Source organism: Variovorax sp. RA8 (assembly GCF_901827175.1).
Taxonomy (GTDB): domain Bacteria; phylum Pseudomonadota; class Gammaproteobacteria; order Burkholderiales; family Burkholderiaceae_C; genus Variovorax.
The window spans coordinates 2,460,699-2,485,053 of the sequence record NZ_LR594662.1; the positions used below are offsets into that span (position 1 = coordinate 2,460,699).

Consider the following 24,355-nt stretch of genomic DNA (forward strand, 5'->3'; position numbering starts at 1 on the left):
AGCCATGACCGCGGTCGCCGCAAGCTCGCTGGGCTTTCGCCACGACACCGTCTCGGGCGGGTGGCTTCGGACACTGAACCGCTGGACCGAGATCCTGTCGGCCGTCGTGCTGGCGGCCGACGTGGTCGTGGTCTTCCTTTCGGTCGTGTTCCGCTACTTCCTGCACGACCCCGTGGACTGGGCCGAGGAGATCGCGCGCGCGCTGATGATCGTGCTGGTCTTCTTCGGCGCCGCCACCGTGCTCGCGCGCAGCCAGCACGTGGGCATCGACCTGTTCCGCCACCTGCTGCCCGCGCACTGGCAGCCGGCGCTGATGCAGGTGAGCCACTGGATCATCGCGGGCGTGTCCGCGAGTCTTTTCGTCTCGTCGACGCTGCTGCTCGTCGACACCTACGAGCAGACCACCTCGATCGGCCTGCCGCAATGGCTCTACGTGTATCCGGTGGTGATCGGCAGCCTGTTCATGACGCTGTTCGGCCTGGCCAATGCGCTCAACGGCCCGCGCCGCGTGGTGCTCGGCACGTTGACGGCCTGCGTGCTGATCTCGGCCGTGGTCTTCGGCTGGAACGCGCTGGTGCCGCAGCACGCCATCCCGAGCGGCTTGCTGCTGGCAGTGGGCTTCATCGGCGGACTGGTGCTGGGCGTGCCGATCGGCTTCGTGCTGGCCTTCGCCGCGCTGCTCTACTTTCTCTCCGATCCATCGCTGCCGATGCTGATCTACTCGCAGCAGGTCATGGCCGGCACCGACCACTTCGTGCTGCTGGCCATTCCCTTCTTCGTGCTGGCCGGCCTGCTGATGGAATCGAACGGCATGTCCTCGCGCCTGATCGAGCTGCTGCTGCGCATCTTCGGCCGCGTGCGCGGCGGCCTGGGGCTGATCACCATCACCGCGACCGCCTTCTTCTCGGGCGTCTCCGGCTCCAAGCTCGCCGACATCGCCGCGGTGGGCGGCATTGTGATGCCGGCGGTTCGCCGCACCAAGCAGGACCCGAACGAAGCCGCGGGGCTCCTGGCCTGCACGGCGGTGATGGCCGAGACCATTCCGCCGTGCATCAACATGATCATCATGGGCTTCGTGGCCAACATCTCCATTGCCGGCCTCTTCATGGCCGGCCTGGTGCCCGCGGCCGTGATGGCGCTCGCGCTGGGCGTGCTGGCGGTGATCGTCGGGCGCAAGATCAATCCGGACGACGCCTTCGAGAAGCGCACGCCGCTTTTCAAGCTGCTCGGCGGTGCGCTGGTCGCGATCGTCATGGTGGGCATGATCGGCAAGGGCGTGACCTCCGGCGTGGCGACCTCGACCGAGGTTTCGGCCTTCGCCGTGGTCTATGCGCTGGTGGTCGGCAGCCTGGCCTTCCGGGAGCTCAGCGCGCGCGCCATGGGGCAGCTGTTCGTGCGCTCGGCCTCGATGGCCGGCAGCATCCTCTTCATCGTGGCGGCCGCATCCAGCGTGTCCTTCGCGCTCACCATCGAGCAGATTCCGCAGCTGGTCTCGACCACCATGATCGCCTTCGCGCAGCAGTACGGCAGCGTGATGTTCATCCTGCTGTCGGTGGCGATCATGATCGTCTTCGGCGCGGTGCTCGAAGGCGCGCCGGCGCTGATCATCTTCGGCCCGCTGCTGACGCCGATCGCACAGCAGCTCGGCATCAACCCGCTGCACTTCGGCACCGTGATGGTGATCGCGATGGGCCTGGGGCTGTTCGCGCCGCCGATCGGGCTCGGCTTGTTCGCCACCTGCGCGATCACCGGCACCGAGGTGAAGAACGTGGCGCGACCCATGATGAAATACCTGGCAGTGCTCCTGGTGACGCTGGTCGTGCTGGTGCTCGTCCCGTCGTTCTCCCTGTGGCTTCCGAACCGGCTCGGGTTGTAGCCGGCAACACCGTATTCGATGACCACCATTCAGGATGTCGCCCGCCATGCCGCCGTGTCGGTCAGCACCGTGTCCAACGTGCTCAACGGCCGAACCGACCGCATGCGTTCGGAAACCCTGGCGCGCGTCGAGGCGTCGATCCAGGCGCTGCAGTTCCGGCCCAGCAAGCTGGCCCAGCAGCTGAAGACCGGACAGACGCCGCTGCTCGGCCTCCTGGTGCCGTCGATGGCGAACCCGATGTACGGCTACATCGCGCGCGAGATCGAGAGCATCGCGCAGGAGCGCTTCGGCTATCGCCTGCTGATCGGCAGCACCTACCGCGACCGGGAGAAGGAGAGCGCCTTCTTCGAGGACCTGCTGGCGCACGGCGTGCGGCGCGTGATCGTGATCTCCTCGCTGGCTGACGAGCGTCACTTCGAATCGGCGGTGGAGCGCGGCATGGCGGTGGTGAGCTACGACCGTGGCGCGACGCCCGGCAAGCCGTCGAAGGTGGGCCACGTGATGCCCGACAACTTCGAGGCCGCGCGCCTGGCCACGCAGCACCTGATCGACAAGGGCCACCGGCGCCTGGCCTTCGCCACCGTGGCCGGGATGACCATGAGCCGCAGCGCCAAGATCGACGGCTTCTTCGCCGCCGCCGAGGCCGCGGGCCTGCGTGCCAGCGCACAGGTGCTGGATGGCGGCGCGCTCAACGAGTACGGCGACTCGGTGATCGCCGAGGTCGGCCGCGCGACCGCGCTGCAGATCGCGGGCCTGCCCGAGCATCCGACCGGCATCGTTGCCCTCAACGACCTGATGGCGCTGGGGTTGATGGCGGGCCTGCGCGAAGCCGGCCTGCGCGTGCCGGGCGATGTTTCGGTGGTGGGCATCGACGGCCTGTTCCTCGCGACCGTGTCGAACCCGATGCTGACGACGGTGCAGCTGCCGGTGCGCGAGATGGCCCGCGCCATGGTCGAGCGCGTGATGCAGCACCCGGGCGTGGCCGGCGAGGACGAGCACGCGCAGGTCTTCACCGGCGTGCGACTGATCGAACGCGAGTCCGTCGCGCCGCCGCCCGCGGCCAGCCAGCATCGCAACGCAAGAAGAACCAAGCCCGAGAAGGCAGCCCCATGACGACCGTTTTCGTGACACACCCGGCCGACAAGCTGGCGCAGTACTTCGGCCCCAAGGCCACCCAGGCGCTGGAGGCGATCGCCGAAGTGCGCTTCAATCCCGAGGCGCGCGAGCTCTCGACACCCGAGCTGGTGGCCGCGGCGCAGGGCTGCGATGCGCTGATCGCCTACCGCCAGACGCCCGGCCCCGAATCGCTCTTTCGCGACTTGCCGCGGCTCGCCGCCTTCGTGCGCTGCGCGGTCGACATCCGCACCGTCGACGTCGAGGCCGCGAGCCGCCACGGCGTGCTGGTGACGCAGGCCAGCCCGGGCTTCGTGCCGGCGGTGGCCGAGTGGATCGTCGCCGCGATGGTGGATCTCGCGCGCGGCATAGGCCGCTACACCCATGCCTATCATCGCGGCGAACCGCCGTCACCCTTCATGGGCCGGCAGCTGCGCGCGTCGACGCTGGGCATCATCGGCTTCGGCGCGATCGGCCGTTACCTGGGCGACCTCGCGCAGGCCTTCGGCATGCGTTTGCTGATCAACGATCCCCAGCCGATCGCGCGGCAGGCGATGTGCGAGCAGGTGGCGCTGCCGGCGCTCCTGGCGCAGTCCGACTTCGTCGTCTGCCTGGCGCCGGCCAGCACGCAGACCGAGAAGCTCATGAACGCCGAGGCCTTCGCGGCCATGCAGCCCGGCGCCTTCTTCATCAATGCGGCCCGCGGCGAGCTTGTCGACGACGAGGCGCTGCTCGCCGCGCTCGAATCCGGCCACCTGGGTGGCGCCGCGCTCGACGTCGGACGCGCGCCCGACCAGATGCCCACGCCGGCGCTCGCACGCCATCCACGCGTTGTCGCCACACCGCACATCGGCGGGCTCACGCTGCCGGCAGTGGAGCACCAGGCGCTCGAGACCGTGTCGCAGATGGCCGCACTGATGCGCGGCGAGATGCCCCCCGGCGCCGTGAATGCGGCGCATGCCACGCGGATGGCCCATTGGAGGCTTGCCGCATGACGACTCCTCCCATTGCCTACGCCGGCGCCTGCGATTGCCACGTCCACATCTACGAAGACGCCTGGCCGCTCGCGCCCACCGCAACCTTCAAGCCGCCGCATGCACCGGCCTCGGCCTACCGCGAAGTGCGGCGGGCGCTCGGCCTCACCCGCACCATCGTGGTCCAGCCCACGGGCTATGGCTTCGACAACCGCTGCACCCTGTCGGCGCTGGAGCAATTGGGCCCCGAGGCGCGCGGCATCGCGGTGGTGCCGCTCGACGTCGCCGACGACGAGCTCGAGCGCCTGCACCGGGCCGGTATCCGCGGCGTGCGCTTCATGATGCTGGCGGGTGGCCTCCTGCCCTGGTCCGGTTTGGAGGACATGGCCGCGCGGATCGCACCGCTCTCCTGGAACATCAACCTGCAGCTCGACGGCCGCGAGCTGCCGCAGCGCATGGCGATGCTCGAGCGCGTGCCGGGCCGCCTGGTCATCGACCATATCGGCAAGTTTCTCGGTCCGACGCCGCTTGACGGCGAGGCTGTCGGCGCACTGTGCCGCTTGCTCGACAAGGGCAACTGCTGGATCAAGCTGGCCGCGCCCTACGAGACCTCGAAAAGCGGCCCGCCCGCGTACGGCGACGCCGTGCCGCTCGCGCGGCTGCTGGCCCAACGCTATCCCGAGCGCTGCGTCTGGGCCAGCAACTGGCCGCATCCCAACGTCAAGCCGGAGCCCTCCAACGCAGCCTTGCTGGACTGGGCGTTGGCGCTCTTCGACAGCGAGCCGGTGCGGCGCAAGCTGCGGGTGGACAATCCGGCCGAGCTGTATGGGTTCCCGCTCTTATCGGCCGAAGGCTTCCATGGTCCGGCAAGCGCTCAAGCGGAACCTGGGCCCCGGCCGGTCAGTGGGATACGGGCCGCGCGGAGATCCTGATCGGCACATAGGCCAGCCTGCGATCGCGCATGACCAGCAATGCGACGGTCCGGCCCGCAGTCACATGCGTCAGGGCGAGCCGGAAATCGTCCACGCGTTCGAGGCGCTTGTCATTGATGGCGACGATCAGGTCGCCCGCGCGGATGCCCTCGCTGCGGGCGAGCCCGCTTGATTCGCGCACCAGCAACCCGGCGTCGATGCGAAGCTGCTGGCGCGTTGCGGCGGAGAGCTCTCCGAGACTCAGGCCGAGACCATCGTTCCATTCGGGTTCGGTGTTGCCGGGCGAGGGAAATCGCGCGCCCGGCTGCTCGGAAAGGGTGACCCAGATCGTGTGCGTCTCGCCACGGCGCCAGAGCTCGAGGCGGCTGCGCGTGCCGGGTGTATGCCCGGCGACTTGCTGCAGCAACTCGGAGAAGTGCGAGAAGCGCGCGCCGTCGATGGCCGTCACGATGTCGCCGGCTGCCAGCCCCGCGCGCCGGGCCGGACTATCCGCCTCCACGTTCACGACCAGCGCGCCGGCGGGCAGGGCGAGACCGAACGACTCCGCCAGCAAGGGCGTCATCTCCTGGAACTCGGCACCCAGGCGCGCCCGGCGCACGGCGCCGGTGGCGCGCAGCTGCTTCGAGATCTGCATGGCCAGGTTGATCGGCACGGCGAACGACAGGCCCATGTAGCCGCCACTGCCGCTGTAGATCATTGAATTGATCGCCACCACTTCGCCTCGGCTGTTGAACAGCGGGCTGCCCGAACTGCCGGGATTGATGGCGACATCGGTCTGGATGAACGGGATCTCCCCGGCGCCGGCGATGAGTCGATCCTTCGCACTCACCACGCCGGTGGTGACGCTTCCATGAAATCCGAACGGCGCGCCGATCGCTGCCACCCAGTCGCCGGGCAACAGCTGCGACGAATCGCCGATGACCGCGACAGGCAGCCCCTCGGCGTCGATCTTCAGCAACGCGACATCGGTCTGCCGATCGCTGCCGACCAGCCGGGCCGTGAATCGGCGTCCGTCGTCCAGGCGGACCTGCGCTTCGTCGACGTGGCTGACGACGTGCGCGCTGGTGAGGATGAGCCCGTCGCTCGAGACGATGATCCCTGAGGCCAGATCCCGGATCTGGCTGATCCTGGCACTGGCCGGAAGCGGCCAGGCAAGCCGGTCGGCAAAATCGTTCTCGGGCGCGAACTCCAGGCCCATCTCGCCTTCGCTCTCATCGCGCCCGATGCGCAGGGTGCTGATGTCCACCACCGTCGCGCTGCGGCTCGCGACCAGCGTCGAGAAAGCCACCGCCGCCTGCGCGGAGGGTTCGCTGCCTGCCGGTGGAACCTGGGCCGGGCTGATGCCGCAGCCGCAGATCAGGCAGGCACAAGCGAGGGCCGAGAGAAGTTGGCGTGGCTGTCGCACGAAGCGCGGCGCGTCAGGACTGTTCCGGATCGTCACGGACCAGAAGGACAGGCACGGGACTCTGGCGTACCACCAGATCGGCGTCGCTGCCGAGCGCCAGACGGCTGAAACCGCGCCGCCCGTGCGTGCCCATGACGATCAGGTCGCAGCCCGAGCTGCGCGCCTCGTCGATCAGGATGTCCGCGATGCGGCCCTGCGTCACCTCGCGCAGGACGGTCTCTGCCTGAACGTCAGCGGCGGCGGCTGCGGCATGCGCCTTCGACAGCACCTCCTGGCCGTACTCGCGCACCTTGCGCATCGCGGCGTCGAAGCTGGAAACCGCCGACATTTCCATCAGCATCGGAAAGTCGTCGATCACGTGCAACAGACGCAGCTTGCTCTTCTGCTCGGCGGCGAGACGTACTGCTTCGCGCAGCCCGCGTTCGGCAGTGGCACTGCCATCCAGGGGAACCAGAATATGTTGGTACATGGCTTTTCCTCGTTCGTCGGCCGTCTTGAACTTGCTCGCGATCGGCCTGGTCGACGAGCCGGCTCATTGTTCATTGCTGGCGCATCGTCGGGCTTGCGCTGCGTCAACGTTCACGCATGCGCACTTTCCGGTTCTTTCGGCGGGGGGTATGGCGCACGGCCGCTGGCGCGGCGATCACACGCTGTACCTTGCCGCTGCGGCCGTACAGTGCCGGCTCCGCGCTTCGGCAGCGGATACGGATTCCTCGCGCGCCCTGGCCGCGCAGGAAGACCTCGAGCGCACCTCGGCCGCGCTCCAGCGCGGCAACGGCGTCCGCGCCGTGCAAGCTGGTGCGCAGCAGGAGCTCGGACGGCCCCTCCTGCACCAGCTGGAAATCGAACAGGCCGGCCTCGCTCTCCAGGATCGTGCTCAGAGCCAGCGGGAGGAGGGAAATGAGGTGGCCCGGGTCGCGGCCGAGCTGGAGGGTCTCGTCGCAGCGGCCCTCGACGTCGATGACAGGAAGATGCGATCCGCAGGGGCAGGGCTCGGCATGCAGCGTCACCCGATCGCCAAGGTCATAGCGGATGAGCGGCTGCAGGTGGTTGGCGAGGTTGGTGAGTAGCACCGTTGCACCCGCGGTGCCGCACGGGACGGCGCGCCCCTCGCCGTCAACCGACTCGAGGATCGCCCAGTCGCTGTTCAGGTGCAGGTGGCCCAACCGGCACTCGAAGGCCAGCGACAGGAATTCGGAAGCGCCGTAGCTGTTCGCGATCGGGCAGTGGAAGGCTGCCTGCACGAGTCGTCGCATGGCGTCGGAAAGGCCTTCCCCGCCAGTCCAGATCTCCTGCACCGGGATGTTCAAGCGACCAGCAAGCTGCTCCTGCGCCAGCAAGACCGCTGCGCTCGGGTAGGTGGCGATGACGGTGGGGGCGATGCTGTTCAGGTCTTCGACCAGCTGCGGCATGGGCTGCAGAAAGGACACGCTGTGGAGATTGCCCGTGAGAGCGGGATTCAGGCGCTTCAGGCGCGCCAGCGAGACCGTACTCGCAAAATGCCCGTTGGTGGCCCCCACGAAGGCGATGCGCTCGCCCAGGCACCACGGGTCCATCCAGGGACGCAGGGGTCGCACCGAAGGCCTGCGTAGCGCCTCGAGCGCATCGTAGACGGCCATGGCCTTGCGGTCCTGCACGAAGATGCAAGGTTCGCCACTGCTGCCGGAACTCTCCCACACGGTGTATCCGTCCCTGTAGGGTGCCCCGATGGATGCCGGATCCGAGACGAAGAGGCGCAGGTCTTCCAGCCGCACGTCCGGGTCGGTGACCCATTCGTCGAAATGCGCCATCAGTTCGCGCTTGCGCACGATGGGCAGGTCGGCCAAACGAACGGAGGCGGAACGGCGGCCGGCGAGAAGACGCCCGTAGAGGGGCGAGCGGCGTGCCGCGGTTTCGACGAGTTCGCCAAGGCGCTGCGCGCGAAGCGCGGCCAGGGCGCCGGCATCGACACATCCGCCGGCGGCGACTTGGGCCGCGACCGCGCCGGCGAGCCAGGGGTCGAAGGACAGCATGGCTGTCGAGCCGGTCAGGGTGGGTTGTCCTTCGAGGGAGGGGCGGCGTGGCTCCTCCCCCGGGAGCAGCTCAGCGACGCGCGGCCAGGAAGCCGACGAGCAGCCCCGTGACCGCCACCGCTGCAAGTGCCCCGTAGGGGTGATGGTGCACGGACTCGTCGGCGGCGCGGATGGCCTCGCGCGTTCTGCGCAAGCTCGTACCTTGCAACTCGCTCAACTGTGCACGAACGCCGCGCAGCGCGTCGTCCAGCTTGGCGAGCGCTTCGCTGGAACGCAGGACCCGCCCGCAATGCGACGAGCTCTGGATCGAGCCGGCAGACTCTTCTTGGGGAGCGTGGATCATGGCATGTCTTTCGATAGGGGTGGGTGCGGTCATCGTAGGCGCGCCGTGCGTGCAACCGTTGATGCAGATCAAGCACGCGCAAGGCTGCCAGGTGACTTTGGCGGCGGCGATCTCCAAACGACCTTTCATTTGAGCTTGCTCAATCAGGTGCGCGAACCTTGGCTTCACCATGGCAAGTCGGGTGGCCCCCATTCTTCGTCGCCCGAACATCTTGCAGTTCTGTTCCTGCAAGCCCCGGTCAGACAGACTTTGAAAGGTAGATCATGAAGACGGATGCACAACTGAAAAAGGACGTGGAAGACGAGCTCGAGTGGGATCCCGCAGTGAATGCGACGCATGTGGGCGTAGTGGTCGACAAGGGTGTCGTCACTTTGACCGGTCATCTCGAGACGTACGGCGAGAAGTACCTGGTCGAGCGCGCCGTGCAGCGGGTCCAGGGCGTGAAGGCGCTTGCAGTCGAACTGGACGTCAAGCTTGCACCCGGACACAAGCGCAGCGACTCGGAGATCGCCGCGGCCGTGGAGTCGGCGCTCAAGTGGCATACGCAGGTGCCGGCGGAGCGCCTCACGGTGCGGGTGGAGCAGGGCTGGGTGACGCTCAAAGGCGACGTCGACTGGGCGTACCAGCGCAACGCTGCCATGCAGGCTGTCCGTGCGCTGACCGGTGTCCTGGGCCTGACGAACGAAATCATCCTCAAGCCGAAGGTGATGTCGGCGAACGTGCTCACGCGCATCCGCGAGGCGCTCGCCAGGCATGCCGAGCAGGAAGCGCAGCGCATCGAGGTCGTGATCGACGGCGCCACCGCCACCTTGCGGGGCACGGTGCATTCATGGGCGGAGCGCACGACAGCCCAGGGCGCCGCGTGGTCTGCGCCCGGAGTGACCAACGTGGTCAATGAACTCAAGGTTGGCGCTTGATGCGCGCAGGGGCGCCGCATCGCCTGCGGCGCCCCTGCGGCGGCACTCGAATCGAGAGGTCGAAGGCGCGGCAGCGCATCACGCACCTGCCGCATCGGCGGCTATTCGAAAGGCAAGGCCTTCTTGTCTTCCGTGAGAGACTCTGGCGCTTCGACGCCCCCTGCCTCCGCGTCGCGCGATGCGGTCTCGACAGATTGGCCATGCCCTTCGTTCGCTCGTTCGATATCGGTCCGATCCGGATCCCACGCGCCCCGCCGCGTGCTGTCGATCGCATCGCCTGCAGCCTCGTCGGGAGGCACCGGCGATCGGATCCGGCGCGCTTTTGCGGGTGCGGTGGAAGGCTTGGGCGTCGAGCGCTTCTTCATGGCATCGAGCTTCGAGCTGTCATCCGGACTCAGTCCAGGACCACCAGGTCGTTCTCGACCGAAGTCACGCCCGGCACCGACCAGGCGGCATTGCGGACCGCGTAGAGCTCGGCGAAGGAATGAACGGTGCCGCGCAGCGCGACCTTGGATCCGTCGACCGAGATCCGGATGCGGTCGCTCTCGCGCTGCGCCTGCCGGGCCAACGCTTCCCGCAGCTTCTTCTCGACGTCAGCGGCGTGCAGCTTCGGCGAGATCTTGACCATGTTCGACACGCCGGTGACACCCATCAGGGGACGCACCGCGTTCTCCGCTGCGCGGCGCTGGTACTCCCACTCGACCTCGCCGTTCAGCGTCACCCAGCCGGCCTCGACCATCGGCTTGATCTTCCCGTTCGGCACAAGGATGGTCCATTCGAGCGCGTGCTCCACGGCCCGCGCGATATCGGCATCCGTGCGTTCATCGCCCGCGGGCAGCTTGACCGTCAACTCGACCGCAAGCGCCTTCACGCCCCGGACACGTTGCGCCGCACGTTCGGCGGCCACCTTCTCGGCATGGCTGCCGAGATGGCCTGTCAAGGTGACCACGCCCTCTTTGGCGGTGACGCCGACTGCGCCGGCCTTGATGGCCGGGTCCCAGTCGAGTTCGGCCAGGACGTCGGTTCGGAGTTGCGTATCGGATTTCATGACTTGCCTTTCATTGAGAGATCGCGGCTGGCCTCCAGAAAGGAGCCCATGCCACTGTAGGAAGAGATTGCCGCCACCGCGTTGCGCTGGATCAAGAGAACCACGCGCGTGTCTTTTGCAGGCCCATCGCGCCTTGTCATGGATTGAGGATTTCGCCGTCGAGCAGGCGTGTCCATTCCTCATGGTCCTGAAGGAAGTCGTCGATCTCCTGAAGAACGTCGAGCACTACTCCATCGGAGCGCAGCTTGCTCGGCTGCCGCGCGTGCCCATCGGAGAGCTGCGAACGAACGCGCACGATCAGGCATGTGGAATCCGAGAACGCGCTGATCCGGACTTCATGGCGGCCCAGCTCGAAATGCGAAAGAAGCCCGCGCAAGGATTCCAGGCAATGGGCCGCACGTGCCTTGCGCGCGGCCTCGAGTGCTGTCTCCATGTCATTCTCGATGGCGCGAAGCGCAGACAGACAATTGCTGCGGCTGAGCGCAGCGACGCCCTCCGAAGAACGGGCGCTGCTTGAATCATCGAACATCATGCTACTCGTGGGGAGCCTGCGGCCCCAAGGACCGGGTCGCCCGGTCTTCAGGGCCGCATGGCAGCTCACTGGATGACGATCTTCGACGAGGCGGCGGGCGCCTTCTTCGGAAGCTCCAGCGTGAGCACGCCGTCGAGGTACTTTGCTTGCACCTTCGTGTCGTCGACGTCCTGGCCAAGGCTGAACGTGCGCGAAACCGACCCGTAGTAGCGCTCGCTGCGCAGGATCTTGTCGCCGTCGACCTTGGTTTCCTTCTCGCTCTTCGACTCGGCTTCGATGCTGACGACGTTGCCGTCGATCTTGACATTGATGTCTTCCTTCTTGACACCCGGAATGTCGGCCTGCACGGTGAAGGCCTTGTCGTTCTCTTTCACGTCGATGCGCATCTTCAGAGGAGCAGTCTCGCCCTCGAAGACAGTTGGAGAAAAGAAGCGGCGCAGCGCGGCTTCGAAGTCATTGCCGAACACCGGGTCCAGCAGTCTCAGGTTGCTCATGATGGTTCCTTGGGTAGAAGTGGTTGCGAAGGCGCGGGCATCTGCACCGCGCTTTGTCAATGTAGGCAGCCGCGCCGACAAGCCGCTTGATCTTCCTCAACTCTCGTGCGTGTGACGGGCGTTCATCGAGATGGCGATAGGTTCGCCTCGCCCCAGGAACGCGGCAATCTCGCCTCGATCTCGGCCATGTCTAATGCGGTGAGGTCGTTGTTGAGCGCCATCTTCAAGTGCTTCTCGACCCGTTCGCTGAGAAGCGCCCGCAGCTCGCCCAGGAAAGGGCTCGAAGCGAACACCAGCAGCGAGTCGAACTCGCCGGCGGCCAACCCTTTTTCCAGCCGCTCGGAGATCTCGTGCGCGAAGCGCAGATGCTCCTTGCGGCGCACATCGCTGCGCGGCTCGAAGCGGTTGGGACCGCGGCTGTTGTCGTTGGCTTCGCGACCCGGCCGGTCGTGCGCCAGTTCGGCGCCCTTGAGTCGGCTTTGCCGATGCGTCATCGTCTCCACGGGGACCAACGCTTCGCTGGCCGACCCACGCCTGAACAGGCGTGCAACCGAGGCATTGGCAACAAGAATCCACTGGTCTTTCATGGGAAAAGCTCCTGAAATGTGTGGGACATGTTGCGCGTCTTCCCGATCGCCGGCTTTGCGCCAGCGCAACAATCGGGTGGAGCGATGCCTCTTCTGCACCCGGCCCGTTTGACGCCTGGGCTTGCTCTGCGTCAAGGCCGCCGCTCGGCCGCCGTGCCTCAATCCCATTATTTGGCGAGGCCACCATGAAGAAGTGGAAGTTGACGCATCTGAACCTTGGCGCCGTGTGGCTCGCGGCGGCGCTCGGCCTGTTGATGTGGGACTACTGGACGCAGAGCCGGGGCGTCGAAGTGCTTCCGTACAGCACCTTCGAACGGCAGCTGCTCGACGGGCGGATCGCCGAAGTCACCGTGGGCGACACCGTGATCACCGGGCGGCTCAAGACGCCAGATGCCGAGGGCAGGCAGTTCGTTGCATCGACGATGGTGGAACCACAGATCGCGCAGCGGCTCTCGTCCTTCGATGTGCCCTATCAACGGGTTCACAGCTCGACCTGGGTTCAGACCCTGCTGCAGTGGGTTTTCCCCGTCCTGCTGATGTTCGGCCTGTGGAGTTTCCTGGCTCGTCGCGCGGGAGGCGGGATGGGCGGCGGGCTGCTGGGCATCGGCCGCAGCAAGGCGAAGGTCTACATGGAAAAGAGCACCGGCGTGCGCTTCGATGACGTGGCCGGGGTCGACGAAGCCAAGGAGGAGCTGCAGGAGGTCGTCGACTTCCTGAAGAATCCGAAGGAGCATGGCCGCCTGGGTGCACGCATTCCCAAGGGCGTGCTCCTGATGGGGCCGACCGGCACAGGCAAGACCCTGCTCGCGCGGGCGGTCGCCGGGGAGGCCGGCGTGGTCTTCTTCTCGATCAGCGGTTCCGAGTTCATCGAGATGTTCGTCGGTGTCGGGGCGGCACGCGTGCGCGATCTTTTCGAGCAGGCGCGCGCCAATGCGCCCGCCATCATCTTCATCGATGAACTCGATGCGCTCGGCAAGGCGCGCGCCGCGTTCCCGATGGCCGGCGGGCAGGAAGAGCGTGAGCAGACGCTGAACCAGCTGCTGGTCGAACTCGACGGCTTCGATCCCAGCGTCGGCGTCGTGCTGCTGGCCGCAACCAATCGCCCCGAGACGCTGGACCCGGCGCTGTTGCGCGCCGGCCGCTTCGATCGACAGGTGCTGGTCGACCGGCCGGATCGCATCGGGCGTGCCGCGATCCTCAAGGTGCACGCGAGGAAGATCAGCCTGTCCCCGGATGTGGATCTCGATCAGGTTGCCGCCATCACGGTGGGCTTTGCCGGTGCGGATCTTGCAAACGTGGTCAACGAGGCGGCCTTGGTCGCGACCCGGCGCAAGGGGAGTGCGGTGACGATGTCCGACTTCACGCAGGCCATCGAGCGCATCGTTGCCGGCATCGAGAAGAAGAACCGCATCCTCGGCCCCCTGGAGCGCAGGCTGGTGGCCACCCATGAACTGGGCCATGCGTTGACTGCACTGGCGCTGCCCGGCGCCGACAAGGTGCACAAGGTCTCGATCGTGCCGCATGGCATCGGTGCGCTCGGCTATACGCTGCAGCGGCCTTCGGAGGATCGTCATCTGCTGCGGCGCGCGGAGCTGCTCGACAAGCTGGCAGTGCTGCTGGGCGGGCGGGCCGCCGAGATACTGGTCTTCGGCGAGCCTTCCACCGGCGCCGCGGACGATCTGGTCAAGGCGACGGACCTGGCGCGCGACATGGTGCAGCGCTATGGCATGGACATCGGGCTCGGCCCCGTCGTGTACGGCGAGCAGGCGTCGCCCTTTCTCGAGCCCGCGCAGCACCCGGCATCCAGGCAGGCCGGCGCCGCGAGCGAACAGACCGCGCAGCAGATCGATGGCGCCGTGCGCGAACTGCTGAAGGATGCCCTGGAACGCGCGACCCAGCTGCTGCGCGCGCGCCGCGCGACGCTCGACCGATGCGTGCATGCATTGATGGCCAAGGAGACGCTGGAGGAATCGGAGTTGCTCGCGCTGGTCGGCAACGCCGGGGCGCCGGCCGCCGCCGTTGCATTGCCGTCCTCCAGTCTTCCGGTAGCCGCCACGGCGGCCTGAGAATGGGGAGCGGACTTTCCATGCCGGGAACATGGATCCACGCGGGTTGGGGCAGGTTGCTGCAGGGGGGCGTCTTCGCGGCCGTCGTTGCAGGCTCGGGCGCATGCACCACCGGAGCGATCCGGACCGGCGATCCCGTCGCACACGCCCGATCCCCGGTGGCGGCGCCCGCGCCGCCATTGCAGGCCGGTTCGGTGCCCGACTATCGCGCCATCGTGCAGCGGGAAGGCCCGGCCGTGGTGGGCATCACCACGGCAGGCGTGCACACGCTGTCCCCGACCGAGCTGCCGCCCGGCCTGGAGGATGATCCCGGCCTTCAGCTCCTGCTCGATCTCCTCGGCTTGCGGGGCGACGCGGCCAGGCTCGACATTCCCTTCCGCAACCAGGGCTCCGGCTTCATCATCGGAAGTGACGGACTGATCCTCAGCAGCGCGCACGTGGTGCGAGATGCCGCCGAACTCAAGGTCAAGCTCGGCGATCGGCGCGAGTTCAAGGCCAAGGTGCTGGGGAGCGACCCGGTCACGGACACCGCCCTGCTGCGCATCGATGCAAGGGGCCTGCCCGTCGTGCGCGTGGGCGATGTGGAGCAGTTGCAGGTGGGCGATCCGGTGCTGGCGATCGGCTCACCCTTCGGCTTCGAGCAGACGGCCACGCAAGGCATCGTGAGTGCCAAGGGCCGGGCACTGCCCGGCGACATCGCGGTGCCCCTCATCCAGACCGACGCTGCCGTGAATCCGGGCAGTTCGGGTGGCCCGCTGTTCGACGGCAGCGGCGCGGTCGTCGGCATCAACGCCCAGATCTATTCCCACTCGGGCGGCTACCAGGGGCTGTCGTTCGCCATCCCGATCGACGTGGCCCTGAAGGTGAAGGACCAGATCCTCGCGACCGGAAGGATGTCGCACGCCAGGCTCGGCGCGACGATCCAGGACCTGGACCAGGCATTGGCCGAGGCTTTCGGGCTCGATGCAGCCGATGGCGCGCTGATCAGCGGCGTCGCGCCCGGCAACGCCGCGGCAGCGGCCGGCCTGCAGCCCGGCGACGTGATCACCCGGATCGACGGGGAGCGGATCGGGCGGGCAGCGGACCTCACCAGTCGCATCGGCTTGGCCGCGCCTGGACAGACGGTGCGCTTGAGTGTGTGGCGTGACAGGCGCACGCGCGAAATGAGAGCGACACTCGGCCGCGTGGCAGACGCCGAAGACGCCAAACCCCCGGCCGGAGGCGAACGCGAAGGCGCACCATTCAGCCTGGAGCTGCGACCTCTGACGGCGAAGGAACGAGCGCAGAGGCGCCTGGAGGGGGGTCTCATGGTCGAAGGCGTGGCAGGCGTGACGGCGCGCGAGAGCCTGCAGCCCGGCGATGTACTGCTGGCCATCAACGGCGTAGCCGTGAATTCGGTCGATCAGGCGAACCTGCTGACCCGAAGAGGCTCCGGCAAGGTGGCGCTGCTGATCGACCGCGACGGCAGCCGCCGTTACGTTGCTGTCGAGCTTGGCGCAAGCCGTCCATCCGGCGCCGGGTTTCAGCGTGAAGGACCGGACGCTTCATTTTGAACCCGGCGCAACGTCAGGCGCTGCCGCGAAGCTGCGCACGAAGTCCAGCGACGACACCACGCCCGCGATCCCGGTGCCGTCGGTCACGACCACGTGATGGATGCCGCGCTCCACCATGAGCGCCGCCACCTGGGCGGCCGGCGTCCCGATGTCGACCACGATGGGCTTGTACGAGCACATCTGCCACGCGCGCGTGGTGGCGGCGTCGCGCCCCTGCGCATGGAATGCAACGAGATCCGAGGCGCTGATGATCCCCGCGACTTCGCCGCGTGCCGGCTCCAGGACCGGCACCCACGACAGGTGCCTGTCGGCGAGCAGGGCCTGCACCTGTTCCACGCTGTCCTCCATGGTGACGCTGTACACCGGACGCTGCATCATTGATGAAATGGGCGGGTTCATGAGCTTGTTCCTTGGGGCTGCTGGCGGGGAGGGCGCCCGAGCCGCTCTTCGACGGCGAGGACGTCGCGTGTGATCTTGAGCAGCGTGTCCGGGGTCACGCTCATCGAATCGATGCCGAGCTCGACCAGGTACGCTGCGATTTCCGGGTAGTCCGAAGGTGCCTGGCCACAGATGCCGATGTGGCGGCCGTTGCGTCGCGCACCTTCGATGGCCTGACGAATCATCTCCTTGACGCCATCGTCGCGCTCGTCGAAGTCGAAGGCCACCGTGCGCGAGTCGCGGTCCACGCCCAGCACCAGCTGGGTCAGGTCATTGGAGCCGATCGAGAAGCCGTCGAAGAGCCGGGCGAAGGCATCGACCTGGATCACGTTGTTCGGTATCTCGCACATGACGTAGATCTCGAGGCCGCCATCGCCGCGCCGCAGGCCATGCACCGCCATCGCCTCGAGCACGCGCTCGGCCTCCTGCACCCGGCGGCAGAACGGAATCATCAGCTTCACGTTCACGAGTCCCATCTCCTCGCGCACCCGCTTCATGGCGGCGCATTCGAGCGCGAAGCCTTCCGCGTAGGCCGGATGCGTGTAGCGCGAGGCCCCGCGAAAGCCGATCATCGGGTTCTCCTCCTTCGGCTCGAACCCGCTGCCGCCGAGCAGGCTGGCGTACTCGTTGGTCTTGAAGTCGGACATGCGCACGATCACCGGCCTCGGATAGAACGCTGCGGCGATCATGCCCACGCCTTCCGACAACTCACGCACGAAGTAGTCGGCCGGTCGCTCGAACGATCGGGTCAGCCGCGCGATCTCGGCCCGCTCCGCCGGGTCGGCGATCTTTTCCGGGTGGACCAGGGCCATCGGATGCACCTTGATGTGCTCGGCGACGATGAACTCCATGCGCGCCAATCCGACGCCGTCGTTGGGCAGCCGCGCCGTCTGGAAGGCGCTGTCGGGATTGCCGAGATTGACCATCAGATGCGTCTGCGGCCGTCCGAGCGCCGACAGGTCGACGCTTGTCTTCTCGAACGGCACTGCGCCTGCATAGACGCGGCCTTCGGCGCCTTCCGCGCAGGACACGGTGACTTCGTCGCCGGTGCGGATCCTGGCCGTCGCGTCGTCGCAGCCGATGACCGCGGGAATGCCGAGCTCGCGGGCCACGATCGCGGCATGGCAGGTGCGGCCGCCGCGATTGGTGACGACCGCGGCCGCGATCTTCATCACAGTGCCCCAGTCGGGCATCGTCGTGTCGGCAACCAGGATTTCCCCGGGCTGGAACTGGCCTAGCGCCATCACATCGGTGATGACGCGGGCCTTCCCCACCGCCACCGTCGCGCCGACCGCTCGACCGGTGACCACCGGCGCCGCCGTCGCATGGAGGCGGTGCTCGTCGATTCGGTCCAGCGGCTTGCGGGAAGCAACCGTCTCGGGCCGCGCCTGCACGATGTAGATCCGGCCATCGAGGCCGTCCTTGGCCCATTCGATGTCCATCGGCGTCGGCCGGCCCGCATGGCGGGTGTAGTGATCCTCGATCACCACGGCCGCATCGGCCAGTGTCAGCACGTCGGCATCGTCGATGCAGTATCGGGCCCGGTCTTCCGGGGGGGTGGGCAAGTTGCAGGTGGGCTCCCTGCCGGCGGCTTTCGAGTAGACCAGCCGGACTTCCTTGCTGCCCAGCTTGCGCCTGAGCACGGCGCGGCGGCCCAGCTTCAGGGTGGGCTTGAAGACGTAGAACTCGTCCGGGTCGACCGTGCCCTGGACGACGTTCTCGCCCAGGCCGTACGCGCCGGTGATGAAGACCACATCGCGGAATCCGCTGTCGGTGTCGAGCGTGAACATGACACCGCTGGCAGCGCGGTCGGAACGCACCATCTGCATCACGCACACCGACTGGAAGACCTTGAAGTGATCGAAGCCCTTGTCGACCCGGTAGGCGATGGCACGGTCCTTGAACAGGCTGGCAAAGCACAGGCGTACGGAGTCCAGCATCCTCGCCTCGCCGGAGATGTTCAGGAAGCTCTCGTGCTGGCCCGCGAAGCTTGCGGTCGGCAGGTCTTCCGCGGTGGCGGAACTGCGAACCGCGACGCTCATGTCGGCGCCGCACTCCGCCCGCAGCCGGGCGTACGCTGAGCGAATCTCGCTCGCCAGCTCCTCGGGGAGCGTTGCGGCAAGGACGATCTCCCGCGCAAGCTGCGCGCGCCGCGCAAGATCATCGATGTCCTCGACATCCAGGCCAGCCAACGCATCCCTCAAGCGCGGCAGCGCGCCGGAGAGCTCCAGGGTGCGGCGATAGGCCTCGGCCGTGATCGCGAAGCCGTTGGGCACGTGCACGCCATGGGGCGTCAGCGCGCGGTACATCTCGCCGAGCGACGCGTTCTTGCCGCCGACGCTCGCCACGTCGTCGACGCCGATCTCGGAGAACCAGCGGATATAGGTGGCCATCATTCGAAGGCCAGGGCCGCCGTCGGCTGACTTACGTGCACCGGTTCTCCCGGCTGCGGCCTGGATTCGGTCTCCGGTGCCCGCACGAGCAGCACCGGCACGGGCGCATTGCGCAGGATGTGCTCCGCGCTGCTGCCCATGACGACGCGACCGACGCCGCGGCGGCCGTGCGTTCCGAGGACGATCAGGTCCGCGGGCCACTTGGCGGCTTCGGCGGTGACCAGTTCGTGAACCTGTCCGGAGCGCCTGTCGTACAGGACCGTGTCGGCTTCGACGCCGGCCGCCTTCGCGGCAGCCGTGGCTTGCGCGAGGAGCCGCTCGCCGTCCTCGCGCAGCACGCTCAGCCAGTCTCCGGCGTGGCCGGCATAGGCATCCATGGCAAGCGCGAACGAGAGCTCGTCGATCACGTGGATGATCCGCAGCCGGCCTTGCGTCAACTTCGCCAGTCGGGTGGCTTCTGCCAGCCCGCGCTGCGCCGTCGCGCTGCCGTCGAGGGGCACAAGAATTCGTTGGTACATGACAGGATCCCTTCAATCTCGAATGCAGAGGCTGTCAGTATCGGAACGTCGGCGCATCGCGCCTTGATCTGCCGCAAGCCAGCACCACGGCCAGGAGAAGTGGTGTCGATCCTTGCCTGCCGGGCTGGCGGTATCCATCGCCGACCATGACGACGACAAGCAGCTGCCGAAGCGGAGGTCCGATCAAGCGTCAGGACGAAGATGCTCGACGAACCACGCGCTGGCCAGTGCCGAGACCACGTCCAGGGCGCCGGCTTCCTCGAAGAGATGGGTGGCGCGCGGGACGATCTCGAGACGCTTTGGGCAACGCAGCTGTTCCAGGGCTGCACGGTTCAGGGCCAGGACCTCGGTGTCGGCCCCGCCGACGATGAGCAGGGTCGGCGCAAGAACCGCCCCCAATGCCTCGCCGGCGAGATCTGGACGCCCGCCGCGCGAGACGACGGCTTGCACAGCCTCCGGACGCCGCGCCGCCGCGGCCAAGGCCGCGCCCGCACCCGTGCTCGCGCCAAAGAGGCCGATGGGCTGGGGGCCGTAGGACGACAAGGCGTCGAGCGCATCCATTACCCGTTGCGCAAGCAGGGGGATGTCGAACACGTTGGCGCGTTGCTTGGCCTCCTCGTCCGTGAGCAGGTCGAACAACAGCGTGCTCAGGCCTCTGCGTTGCAAGACCTCGGCCACCTGCATGTTGCGACGGCTGCGGCGGCTGCTGCCGCTGCCGTGCGCGAAGACCACGATGCCGCGCGGCGGACCCACCAGGCACAGTTCCCCTTCCAGCCTTTGGGATCCGATCGACAAGGGCAATAGGTTCGGCATGGAGACTCAGTCCTGATCTTGCGCCATGGCGAGGCGAAGGCGTTCGAGATCGATGTTCGACAAGAATGCATCCTGCGGGTTGGAGGTCAGTTTGACCTGTGAACTCAAAAGGAGGTTTGCGCTGGATCAAGTGCCCGGCAGTTGGATGAAAAGGGAGCCATCGAATCGGCGTCGTGCGGTTTGATGCTGCGCAAAGTCAAGAGACGCCGCTCGCGTTAACTTGGGCGCTTTCTTCGAGGGTACTCAAGGAGCCGCTCATGCAGACACCCAAGACCATCCTGCTTCACCTCGACAGCTCCGCGCGGGCTGCGGAACGAGTCAAGATCGCGCGCCAGGTCGCCGATGCCTTCGAGGGCGAAGTCATCGCCCAGCCTTGCACCAGGTCGGCCCTGATGCGGTACCCGTATGCCCTGGAGGGCGCGGCCGAAGCCATGGCGATCATGGAGTCGCTCGACAAGGACTGTCGCGACAAGGCGTACGCGACCTTCAAGGCGGCCGGCGGCGAATCGCCGCGCCTGCACTGGGCGGAGCCGATGAGCGACGCCCCCTGGGGCTTTGCCCGCCGTGCCCTCTATGCCGACCTGCTCATCCTGGGGCAGCGCGACCCGGATGACCCTGCCCCAGGAGAGTTGCCCGCGGATTTCGTGCCCAGCGTTCTTGTCGAGTCCGGCCGGCCCGCGCTGGTGGTGCCCTATGCGGGGCCGGTCGCCACGGTCGGCCGCAACGTCCTGATTGCCTGGAAGGAAACGCGCGAGGCCGCGCGTGCGTTGTCGGCAGCGCTGCCCTGGCTGGTGCGCGCGCAGTCCGTCCATGCGGTCTCCTATGGCGAAGACGCCGAGGCCTCCCTGCGCAGCCTGCAGCGCTATCTGAGCGCGCAAGGGGTGGATGCCGTGGCGCTGCAACACGGCGATCCGGATGAGGACGAAGTCGGGGAGAGGATCCTTTCGAAGGCCGCCGACGTGAGCGCAGACCTGCTGGTGATGGGCTGCTACGGGCACAGCCGCGCGCGCGAATGGGTGCTCGGCGGCGCCACACGGTCGATGCTTCAATCCATGACCTTGCCGGTGTTGATGTCGCATTGAGCCGCCCGGACCTTGCCAGGCGTTCAGGCTGTCACCGGGGCGACGATGCGCCCGTCGACGAGTTCCACGATGCGGTCGCACCTTCCGGCGAGTTGGTGGTTGTGGGTCACCATGAGCACCGTCGTGCCTTGCTTCGCGCTGACTTGTCGCAACAGCGTAAACACGCCCTCGGCCGACTTCGTGTCGAGGTTGCCCGTAGGCTCGTCGGCCAGGATGAGCGCCGGATTCATGGCGAGTGCGCGAGCGATCGCCACGCGCTGCTGCTGGCCGCCGGACATGTTCGTCGCACGGTTGTTCTGCCATGGCAGCAGGCCCACCTGGTCGAGAAGCGCGCGCGCCCGTTCGTTCATTGCATCGTCCGCACGGCCGCGCTCGAGCAGCATCGGCATCATCACATTCTCCAGTGCAGTGAACGCTGAGATCAGGTGGTGGTACTGGAAGACGAAGCCGATCGCGTGGCCGCGCAGGCGTGTCAGATCCGCTTCGCCGAGTCCGCTGGTGTCGTTGCCGTCGATCCATATGCGCCCGGCATCGGGCCGGTCGAGCAGACCCATGATGTTCAGCAGCGTGCTCTTGCCCGATCCGCTCGGGCCCATCAACGCGCAGAATTCGCCGCGCGCGAGCGCCAGGTCGATGCCGTGCAGCACCTCGGTCTCGGCCGTCGTCCCCACGCCATAGGATTTGCGCACACCCTCCAGCCGCAGGACATCATCCGTTGCCATGCTATCCCCGGATGGCGGCGACCGGATCGAGCCGCGCGGCACGCACTGCCGGCGTAACCGCTGCGACGAGCCCCGTGATCGTCGCGAGGACCGCGGCCCAGGCGTACAGCCCGGAGTCCACGGTCACCGCGAACATCGGCGTGCCGTCCGGATTGCGTGCCGCCAGCCGCCACACCTCGAGCAACAAGGTGCCGAACGCCGAGCCGACGAGGGAGCCGACCAGGCCGACCACCGCGCCTTGGATGAGGAAGACACTGAGCATCTGGCCGCGCGAGCCTCCCATCGCCCGCAGGATGCCGATTTCCTTGGATCGCTGTACCACCGACACCACCAGCACGCTGGCGATGCCCGCAGCCACTGAGAGGCCGACGAACAGCCGGATCAGGTAGCTCGAAAACTTCTGCGCGTTCAGCCCCAGGAAGAACTGGTTGTTCGTCTTGATCCAGCTCTCCGCGAGCAGGCCCGTCTCGGCGACGATCTCTTGCGCAACGGTTTCGGCCTCGAACGGATCGACCACGGTCAGGTCGATGCTCGAGACGCCGCCCACGAGGTTCAGCAGGTTCTGCGCGGTCGCGAGCTCGACGTAGACGTTGCGCTGGTTCACGCCCTTGGAGCCCAGATCGAAGATCGCGACGATGGCGAGCGTCGCGCTCGTGCCGGCGGCGGTCGCCACGCGCAGCTTGTCGCCGACGCGCACGCCCAGGTCATCGGCCAGCTGCGTACCCACGATCATGTCGCTCGTCGTCAGTCGAAAGCTGCCGGCCACGAGCTTGTCGGGCAGGGGAACGATCTTCACGTATTGCTGCGGGTCGATGCCGACCAGTGTGATCGACTCGCTGGCATCGCCGCGAATCGCGAATCCAGGGCCGCTTGCGGTGGGGGACACCACGTTGATGTCGGCGCGACGGCGCATCGACTCGCGCACCTTGCGCCACTGGTCGACCGACGCGACGAGTTGCGAGCGCCTCTGCACGTTGGCGGCGACGATCTCGCCGTCGCGCGGTACGCGCAAGGGCCGCGCCACATCCTTGGGGCGGCTGATGACGATGTGGGGCTGCGAGCTCAGTACACGGCGGAAGATGTTGGCCTGCATGCCATCGAGCAACGCCGACATGAACACGATCACGCCGACACCTATCGCTACGCCGCCCACGATGAAGAGGGTCTGCAAGCGGCCTTCGTTGAGGAAGCGCAGCGCTGCGAGCCACTCGATCGGCAGGAGCTTGCTCATGAGGCGCTCGCGACCGCAGCGCCGGCCCATTCCCGCAGATGGGTGCGAACGCGCTGTCCTTCGCCGATCGTCGGTGCGGGGCCGGCGAGCACCAGGTCGCCTTGGCGCAATCCATCGACGATCTCGATGCACGTGTCACCACGGACGCCTGTGCGAACCGGCTGCTTGCGGGCGCGGCCGTCCACCACATGCCACACCCATGGACTGGCCCGGCCCGCGTCATGCACCGCATCGCCGGGCACGGCGAGCGCTCCCGCGTGCCGTGCCACCAGGATGTCTACCGATACCGTCATGTCCTGGCGCAGGTAGTCCGGCGGCGAGGGTACGCGCAGCTTGACCTCGACCGAGCCGCGCTGCGGGTCGACGCCCGGATTGATGTAGGCCACCTCGGCATCGAACCTGAGGTCCGGGTACGCGTCGGCGGAGGCGAGCGCGACCTGCCCGAGCGCGATCAGTGCGAGGTTCTTCTCGTCGATTTGCACAACGAGTTGGGTCTCGCCCGAAGGTGACAGCACCATCAGCGCCTTGCCCGGGGAGACCACGTCACCACGCTCGACCGCGCGGCTGATCAGCGTGCCGGCCAATGGCGTCCTGATGATCGTGTGGTCCAGGTTGGCTTGCGCCGTCTGCATGGCGGCCTGAGCCTGCTCGACGGCCATTTGCGCGAGTCGTTGCGCGTTGCCCTCCGCGCTGTTGTCATCGACCTGCAACTGCGCTGCGCGCAACTGGGACTGGGCCACCTCGAGATTGCGCTTCGCACCATCGAGCTGTGCAAGCCCTACGAAGCCTGTCGCCTGCAGCTCGTGCGTGCGCTCGTACTGGCGCTGCACGTCGACGAGGTTCGCGCGCGCCTGGCGCAGCGACTGCTGCGCCGAAGGCAGGGTGGTCTCGCGCAACTGGCGCAGACGGGCCTCGGCTTGTGCCATCGCGAGGCGGGCCTGCACGACCTGCGCGCGCAACTCGTCGCCCTCCAGTTCGATCAGGACCTCATTCGCCTTGACCGCCTGGCCTTCATCCACAGGGATGCGCGATACGGAGCCAGTCAACTGGCTGCCGATGTCGATGCGCAACGGGTTCACGACGCGGCCACTCGCGACGACCGTCTGCACCACGTCGCCTCGGGTGGCCGCATAGGCTGCCACTGCCGGCGGGCGCCCCAGCAGGAACAGGAATGTCGCAATGGAGGCGGCGGCCCCCATGGCGGTGAGGATGAGGGTGCGGTGCGCCTTCAGCGAGGCGGCCCACGCGACAGGAGATGGCATTGCTTCATCGGGACTCGCGGCTTGTGCGCGCCCCGAACGCAACG

General features: G+C 67.3%; 24 protein-coding genes. 8 read left to right on the forward strand and 16 right to left on the reverse strand.

The genetic code is table 11. From position 1 onward, the window contains the following. Positions 1-4 precede the first annotated feature (4 nt). From E5P3_RS11685 to E5P3_RS11700, 4 genes are read left to right on the forward strand one after another with little or no spacing between them, the layout of a single operon-like run. On the forward strand, positions 5-1,876 hold the full coding sequence (locus tag E5P3_RS11685; protein ID WP_162586120.1) for a TRAP transporter large permease: 1,872 nt from the start codon (positions 5-7) through the stop codon (positions 1,874-1,876). Positions 1,877-1,894: 18 nt separating this feature from the next. Then, positions 1,895-2,989 (forward strand): LacI family DNA-binding transcriptional regulator, encoded by a 1,095-nt coding sequence (locus E5P3_RS11690; RefSeq protein ID WP_162586121.1) that lies wholly within the window; start codon positions 1,895-1,897, stop codon positions 2,987-2,989. Next, on the forward strand, positions 2,986-3,984 hold the full coding sequence (locus E5P3_RS11695; RefSeq protein WP_162586122.1) for a hydroxyacid dehydrogenase: 999 nt from the start codon (positions 2,986-2,988) through the stop codon (positions 3,982-3,984). Before E5P3_RS11690 ends, E5P3_RS11695 begins: the two co-directional genes overlap by 4 nt. Next, entirely contained in the window at positions 3,981-4,895 is a 915-nt protein-coding gene (locus tag E5P3_RS11700; RefSeq protein WP_162586123.1) for an amidohydrolase family protein, read from the forward strand. The genes E5P3_RS11695 and E5P3_RS11700 overlap by 4 nt, the downstream gene beginning before the upstream one ends. Here the strand turns inward: E5P3_RS11700 and E5P3_RS11705 are convergent. From E5P3_RS11705 to E5P3_RS11720, 4 genes are all read right to left on the reverse strand, one after another. Further along, complete coding sequence (locus E5P3_RS11705) at positions 4,864-6,300, reverse strand: trypsin-like peptidase domain-containing protein (RefSeq protein WP_232073097.1); 1,437 nt, start codon at positions 6,298-6,300, stop codon at positions 4,864-4,866. The genes E5P3_RS11700 and E5P3_RS11705 overlap by 32 nt on opposite strands. A gap of 13 nt (positions 6,301-6,313) precedes the next feature. Continuing rightward, positions 6,314-6,769 carry a universal stress protein gene (locus tag E5P3_RS11710; protein ID WP_162586124.1) on the reverse strand — a complete coding sequence of 152 codons (456 nt, stop codon included), beginning with the start codon at positions 6,767-6,769 and terminating at the stop codon, positions 6,314-6,316. Between the two features lie 103 nt (positions 6,770-6,872). Continuing rightward, on the reverse strand, positions 6,873-8,312 hold the full coding sequence (locus E5P3_RS11715) for a phenylacetate--CoA ligase family protein (protein WP_162586125.1): 1,440 nt from the start codon (positions 8,310-8,312) through the stop codon (positions 6,873-6,875). Positions 8,313-8,382: 70 nt separating this feature from the next. Then, complete coding sequence (locus tag E5P3_RS11720) at positions 8,383-8,886, reverse strand: DUF883 family protein (RefSeq protein WP_162586126.1); 504 nt, start codon at positions 8,884-8,886, stop codon at positions 8,383-8,385. A gap of 32 nt (positions 8,887-8,918) precedes the next feature. On the opposite strand from E5P3_RS11720, the gene E5P3_RS11725 reads away from it, so the two are divergent. Further along, positions 8,919-9,572, forward strand: a complete 654-nt coding sequence (locus E5P3_RS11725) for a BON domain-containing protein (protein ID WP_162586127.1) — start codon at positions 8,919-8,921, stop codon at positions 9,570-9,572. 101 nt (positions 9,573-9,673) lie between these two features. Here the strand turns inward: E5P3_RS11725 and E5P3_RS11730 are convergent, their stop codons facing one another. From E5P3_RS11730 to E5P3_RS11750, 5 genes are all read right to left on the reverse strand, one after another. Next, entirely contained in the window at positions 9,674-9,937 is a 264-nt protein-coding gene (locus E5P3_RS11730; protein ID WP_162586128.1) for a hypothetical protein, read from the reverse strand. A gap of 29 nt (positions 9,938-9,966) precedes the next feature. Next, positions 9,967-10,620: a BON domain-containing protein gene (locus tag E5P3_RS11735; RefSeq protein WP_162586129.1), complete on the reverse strand. Its 654-nt coding sequence runs from the start codon at positions 10,618-10,620 to the stop codon at positions 9,967-9,969. Between the two features lie 136 nt (positions 10,621-10,756). Next, positions 10,757-11,152, reverse strand: a complete 396-nt coding sequence (locus tag E5P3_RS11740) for a hypothetical protein (protein WP_162586130.1) — start codon at positions 11,150-11,152, stop codon at positions 10,757-10,759. Between the two features lie 65 nt (positions 11,153-11,217). Further along, positions 11,218-11,646, reverse strand: a complete 429-nt coding sequence (locus E5P3_RS11745) for an Hsp20/alpha crystallin family protein (protein WP_162586131.1) — start codon at positions 11,644-11,646, stop codon at positions 11,218-11,220. Positions 11,647-11,768: 122 nt separating this feature from the next. Next, positions 11,769-12,368, reverse strand: a complete 600-nt coding sequence (locus E5P3_RS11750; RefSeq protein ID WP_162586132.1) for a host attachment protein — start codon at positions 12,366-12,368, stop codon at positions 11,769-11,771. A 50-nt stretch (positions 12,369-12,418) separates the two neighbouring features. Between E5P3_RS11750 and ftsH the strand changes: the two genes are divergently transcribed. Then, the gene (gene ftsH / locus E5P3_RS11755; protein ID WP_162586133.1) at positions 12,419-14,299 is read left to right on the forward strand and encodes an ATP-dependent zinc metalloprotease FtsH; all 1,881 of its coding nucleotides are present in this window, start codon (positions 12,419-12,421) and stop codon (positions 14,297-14,299) included. A 20-nt stretch (positions 14,300-14,319) separates the two neighbouring features. Then, complete coding sequence (locus E5P3_RS11760; protein ID WP_232073099.1) at positions 14,320-15,852, forward strand: trypsin-like peptidase domain-containing protein; 1,533 nt, start codon at positions 14,320-14,322, stop codon at positions 15,850-15,852. On the opposite strand, the gene E5P3_RS11765 is transcribed toward E5P3_RS11760, so the two are convergent. The 4 genes from E5P3_RS11765 to E5P3_RS11780 form a co-directional block, all read right to left on the reverse strand. Beyond that, on the reverse strand, positions 15,844-16,251 hold the full coding sequence (locus E5P3_RS11765; protein ID WP_162586135.1) for a CBS domain-containing protein: 408 nt from the start codon (positions 16,249-16,251) through the stop codon (positions 15,844-15,846). The two genes, E5P3_RS11760 and E5P3_RS11765, sit on opposite strands and share 9 nt — an antisense overlap. Further along, positions 16,248-18,686, reverse strand: coding sequence for a phosphoenolpyruvate synthase (gene ppsA / locus E5P3_RS11770; RefSeq protein WP_162586136.1), 2,439 nt, complete (start codon positions 18,684-18,686; stop codon positions 16,248-16,250). Before ppsA ends, E5P3_RS11765 begins: the two co-directional genes overlap by 4 nt. Further along, entirely contained in the window at positions 18,683-19,201 is a 519-nt protein-coding gene (locus E5P3_RS11775) for a universal stress protein (RefSeq protein WP_162586137.1), read from the reverse strand. Before E5P3_RS11775 ends, ppsA begins: the two co-directional genes overlap by 4 nt. Before the next feature lie 183 nt (positions 19,202-19,384). Beyond that, positions 19,385-20,014, reverse strand: coding sequence for a dienelactone hydrolase family protein (locus E5P3_RS11780; protein ID WP_162586138.1), 630 nt, complete (start codon positions 20,012-20,014; stop codon positions 19,385-19,387). A gap of 257 nt (positions 20,015-20,271) precedes the next feature. Between E5P3_RS11780 and E5P3_RS11785 the strand changes: the two genes are divergently transcribed. After that, entirely contained in the window at positions 20,272-21,096 is an 825-nt protein-coding gene (locus tag E5P3_RS11785; protein WP_162586139.1) for a universal stress protein, read from the forward strand. Between the two features lie 23 nt (positions 21,097-21,119). Here E5P3_RS11785 and E5P3_RS11790 read toward each other — a convergent pair whose 3' ends face one another. Genes E5P3_RS11790 through E5P3_RS11800 form a run of 3 tightly spaced genes read right to left on the reverse strand, consistent with a single transcriptional unit; the run spans position 21,120 to position 24,311 of the window. After that, positions 21,120-21,860 (reverse strand): ABC transporter ATP-binding protein, encoded by a 741-nt coding sequence (locus E5P3_RS11790; protein ID WP_443083243.1) that lies wholly within the window; start codon positions 21,858-21,860, stop codon positions 21,120-21,122. Next, positions 21,820-23,049: an ABC transporter permease gene (locus E5P3_RS11795; RefSeq protein ID WP_162586140.1), complete on the reverse strand. Its 1,230-nt coding sequence runs from the start codon at positions 23,047-23,049 to the stop codon at positions 21,820-21,822. Before E5P3_RS11795 ends, E5P3_RS11790 begins: the two co-directional genes overlap by 41 nt. Continuing rightward, positions 23,046-24,311: an efflux RND transporter periplasmic adaptor subunit gene (locus E5P3_RS11800; RefSeq protein ID WP_197893958.1), complete on the reverse strand. Its 1,266-nt coding sequence runs from the start codon at positions 24,309-24,311 to the stop codon at positions 23,046-23,048. Before E5P3_RS11800 ends, E5P3_RS11795 begins: the two co-directional genes overlap by 4 nt. Positions 24,312-24,355 lie beyond the last annotated feature (44 nt).

What these genes read in the sequence shown, in the direction of transcription:
- E5P3_RS11685 (WP_162586120.1), top strand. Translation starts at nt 5, where the DNA reads ATGACCGCGGTCGCCGCAAGCTCGCTGGGCTTTCGCCACGACACCGTC.
- E5P3_RS11690 (WP_162586121.1), top strand. Translation starts at nt 1,895, where the DNA reads ATGACCACCATTCAGGATGTCGCCCGCCATGCCGCCGTGTCGGTCAGC.
- E5P3_RS11695 (WP_162586122.1), top strand. Translation starts at nt 2,986, where the DNA reads ATGACGACCGTTTTCGTGACACACCCGGCCGACAAGCTGGCGCAGTAC.
- E5P3_RS11700 (WP_162586123.1), top strand. Translation starts at nt 3,981, where the DNA reads ATGACGACTCCTCCCATTGCCTACGCCGGCGCCTGCGATTGCCACGTC.
- E5P3_RS11710 (WP_162586124.1), bottom strand. Translation starts at nt 6,769, where the DNA reads ATGTACCAACATATTCTGGTTCCCCTGGATGGCAGTGCCACTGCCGAA.
- E5P3_RS11715 (WP_162586125.1), bottom strand. Translation starts at nt 8,312, where the DNA reads ATGCTGTCCTTCGACCCCTGGCTCGCCGGCGCGGTCGCGGCCCAAGTC.
- E5P3_RS11725 (WP_162586127.1), top strand. Translation starts at nt 8,919, where the DNA reads ATGAAGACGGATGCACAACTGAAAAAGGACGTGGAAGACGAGCTCGAG.
- E5P3_RS11730 (WP_162586128.1), bottom strand. Translation starts at nt 9,937, where the DNA reads ATGAAGAAGCGCTCGACGCCCAAGCCTTCCACCGCACCCGCAAAAGCG.
- E5P3_RS11735 (WP_162586129.1), bottom strand. Translation starts at nt 10,620, where the DNA reads ATGAAATCCGATACGCAACTCCGAACCGACGTCCTGGCCGAACTCGAC.
- E5P3_RS11740 (WP_162586130.1), bottom strand. Translation starts at nt 11,152, where the DNA reads ATGATGTTCGATGATTCAAGCAGCGCCCGTTCTTCGGAGGGCGTCGCT.
- E5P3_RS11745 (WP_162586131.1), bottom strand. Translation starts at nt 11,646, where the DNA reads ATGAGCAACCTGAGACTGCTGGACCCGGTGTTCGGCAATGACTTCGAA.
- ftsH (WP_162586133.1), top strand. Translation starts at nt 12,419, where the DNA reads ATGAAGAAGTGGAAGTTGACGCATCTGAACCTTGGCGCCGTGTGGCTC.
- E5P3_RS11760 (WP_232073099.1), top strand. Translation starts at nt 14,320, where the DNA reads ATGCCGGGAACATGGATCCACGCGGGTTGGGGCAGGTTGCTGCAGGGG.
- E5P3_RS11765 (WP_162586135.1), bottom strand. Translation starts at nt 16,251, where the DNA reads ATGAACCCGCCCATTTCATCAATGATGCAGCGTCCGGTGTACAGCGTC.
- ppsA (WP_162586136.1), bottom strand. Translation starts at nt 18,686, where the DNA reads ATGATGGCCACCTATATCCGCTGGTTCTCCGAGATCGGCGTCGACGAC.
- E5P3_RS11775 (WP_162586137.1), bottom strand. Translation starts at nt 19,201, where the DNA reads ATGTACCAACGAATTCTTGTGCCCCTCGACGGCAGCGCGACGGCGCAG.
- E5P3_RS11780 (WP_162586138.1), bottom strand. Translation starts at nt 20,014, where the DNA reads ATGCCGAACCTATTGCCCTTGTCGATCGGATCCCAAAGGCTGGAAGGG.
- E5P3_RS11785 (WP_162586139.1), top strand. Translation starts at nt 20,272, where the DNA reads ATGCAGACACCCAAGACCATCCTGCTTCACCTCGACAGCTCCGCGCGG.
- E5P3_RS11795 (WP_162586140.1), bottom strand. Translation starts at nt 23,049, where the DNA reads ATGAGCAAGCTCCTGCCGATCGAGTGGCTCGCAGCGCTGCGCTTCCTC.
- E5P3_RS11800 (WP_197893958.1), bottom strand. Translation starts at nt 24,311, where the DNA reads ATGCCATCTCCTGTCGCGTGGGCCGCCTCGCTGAAGGCGCACCGCACC.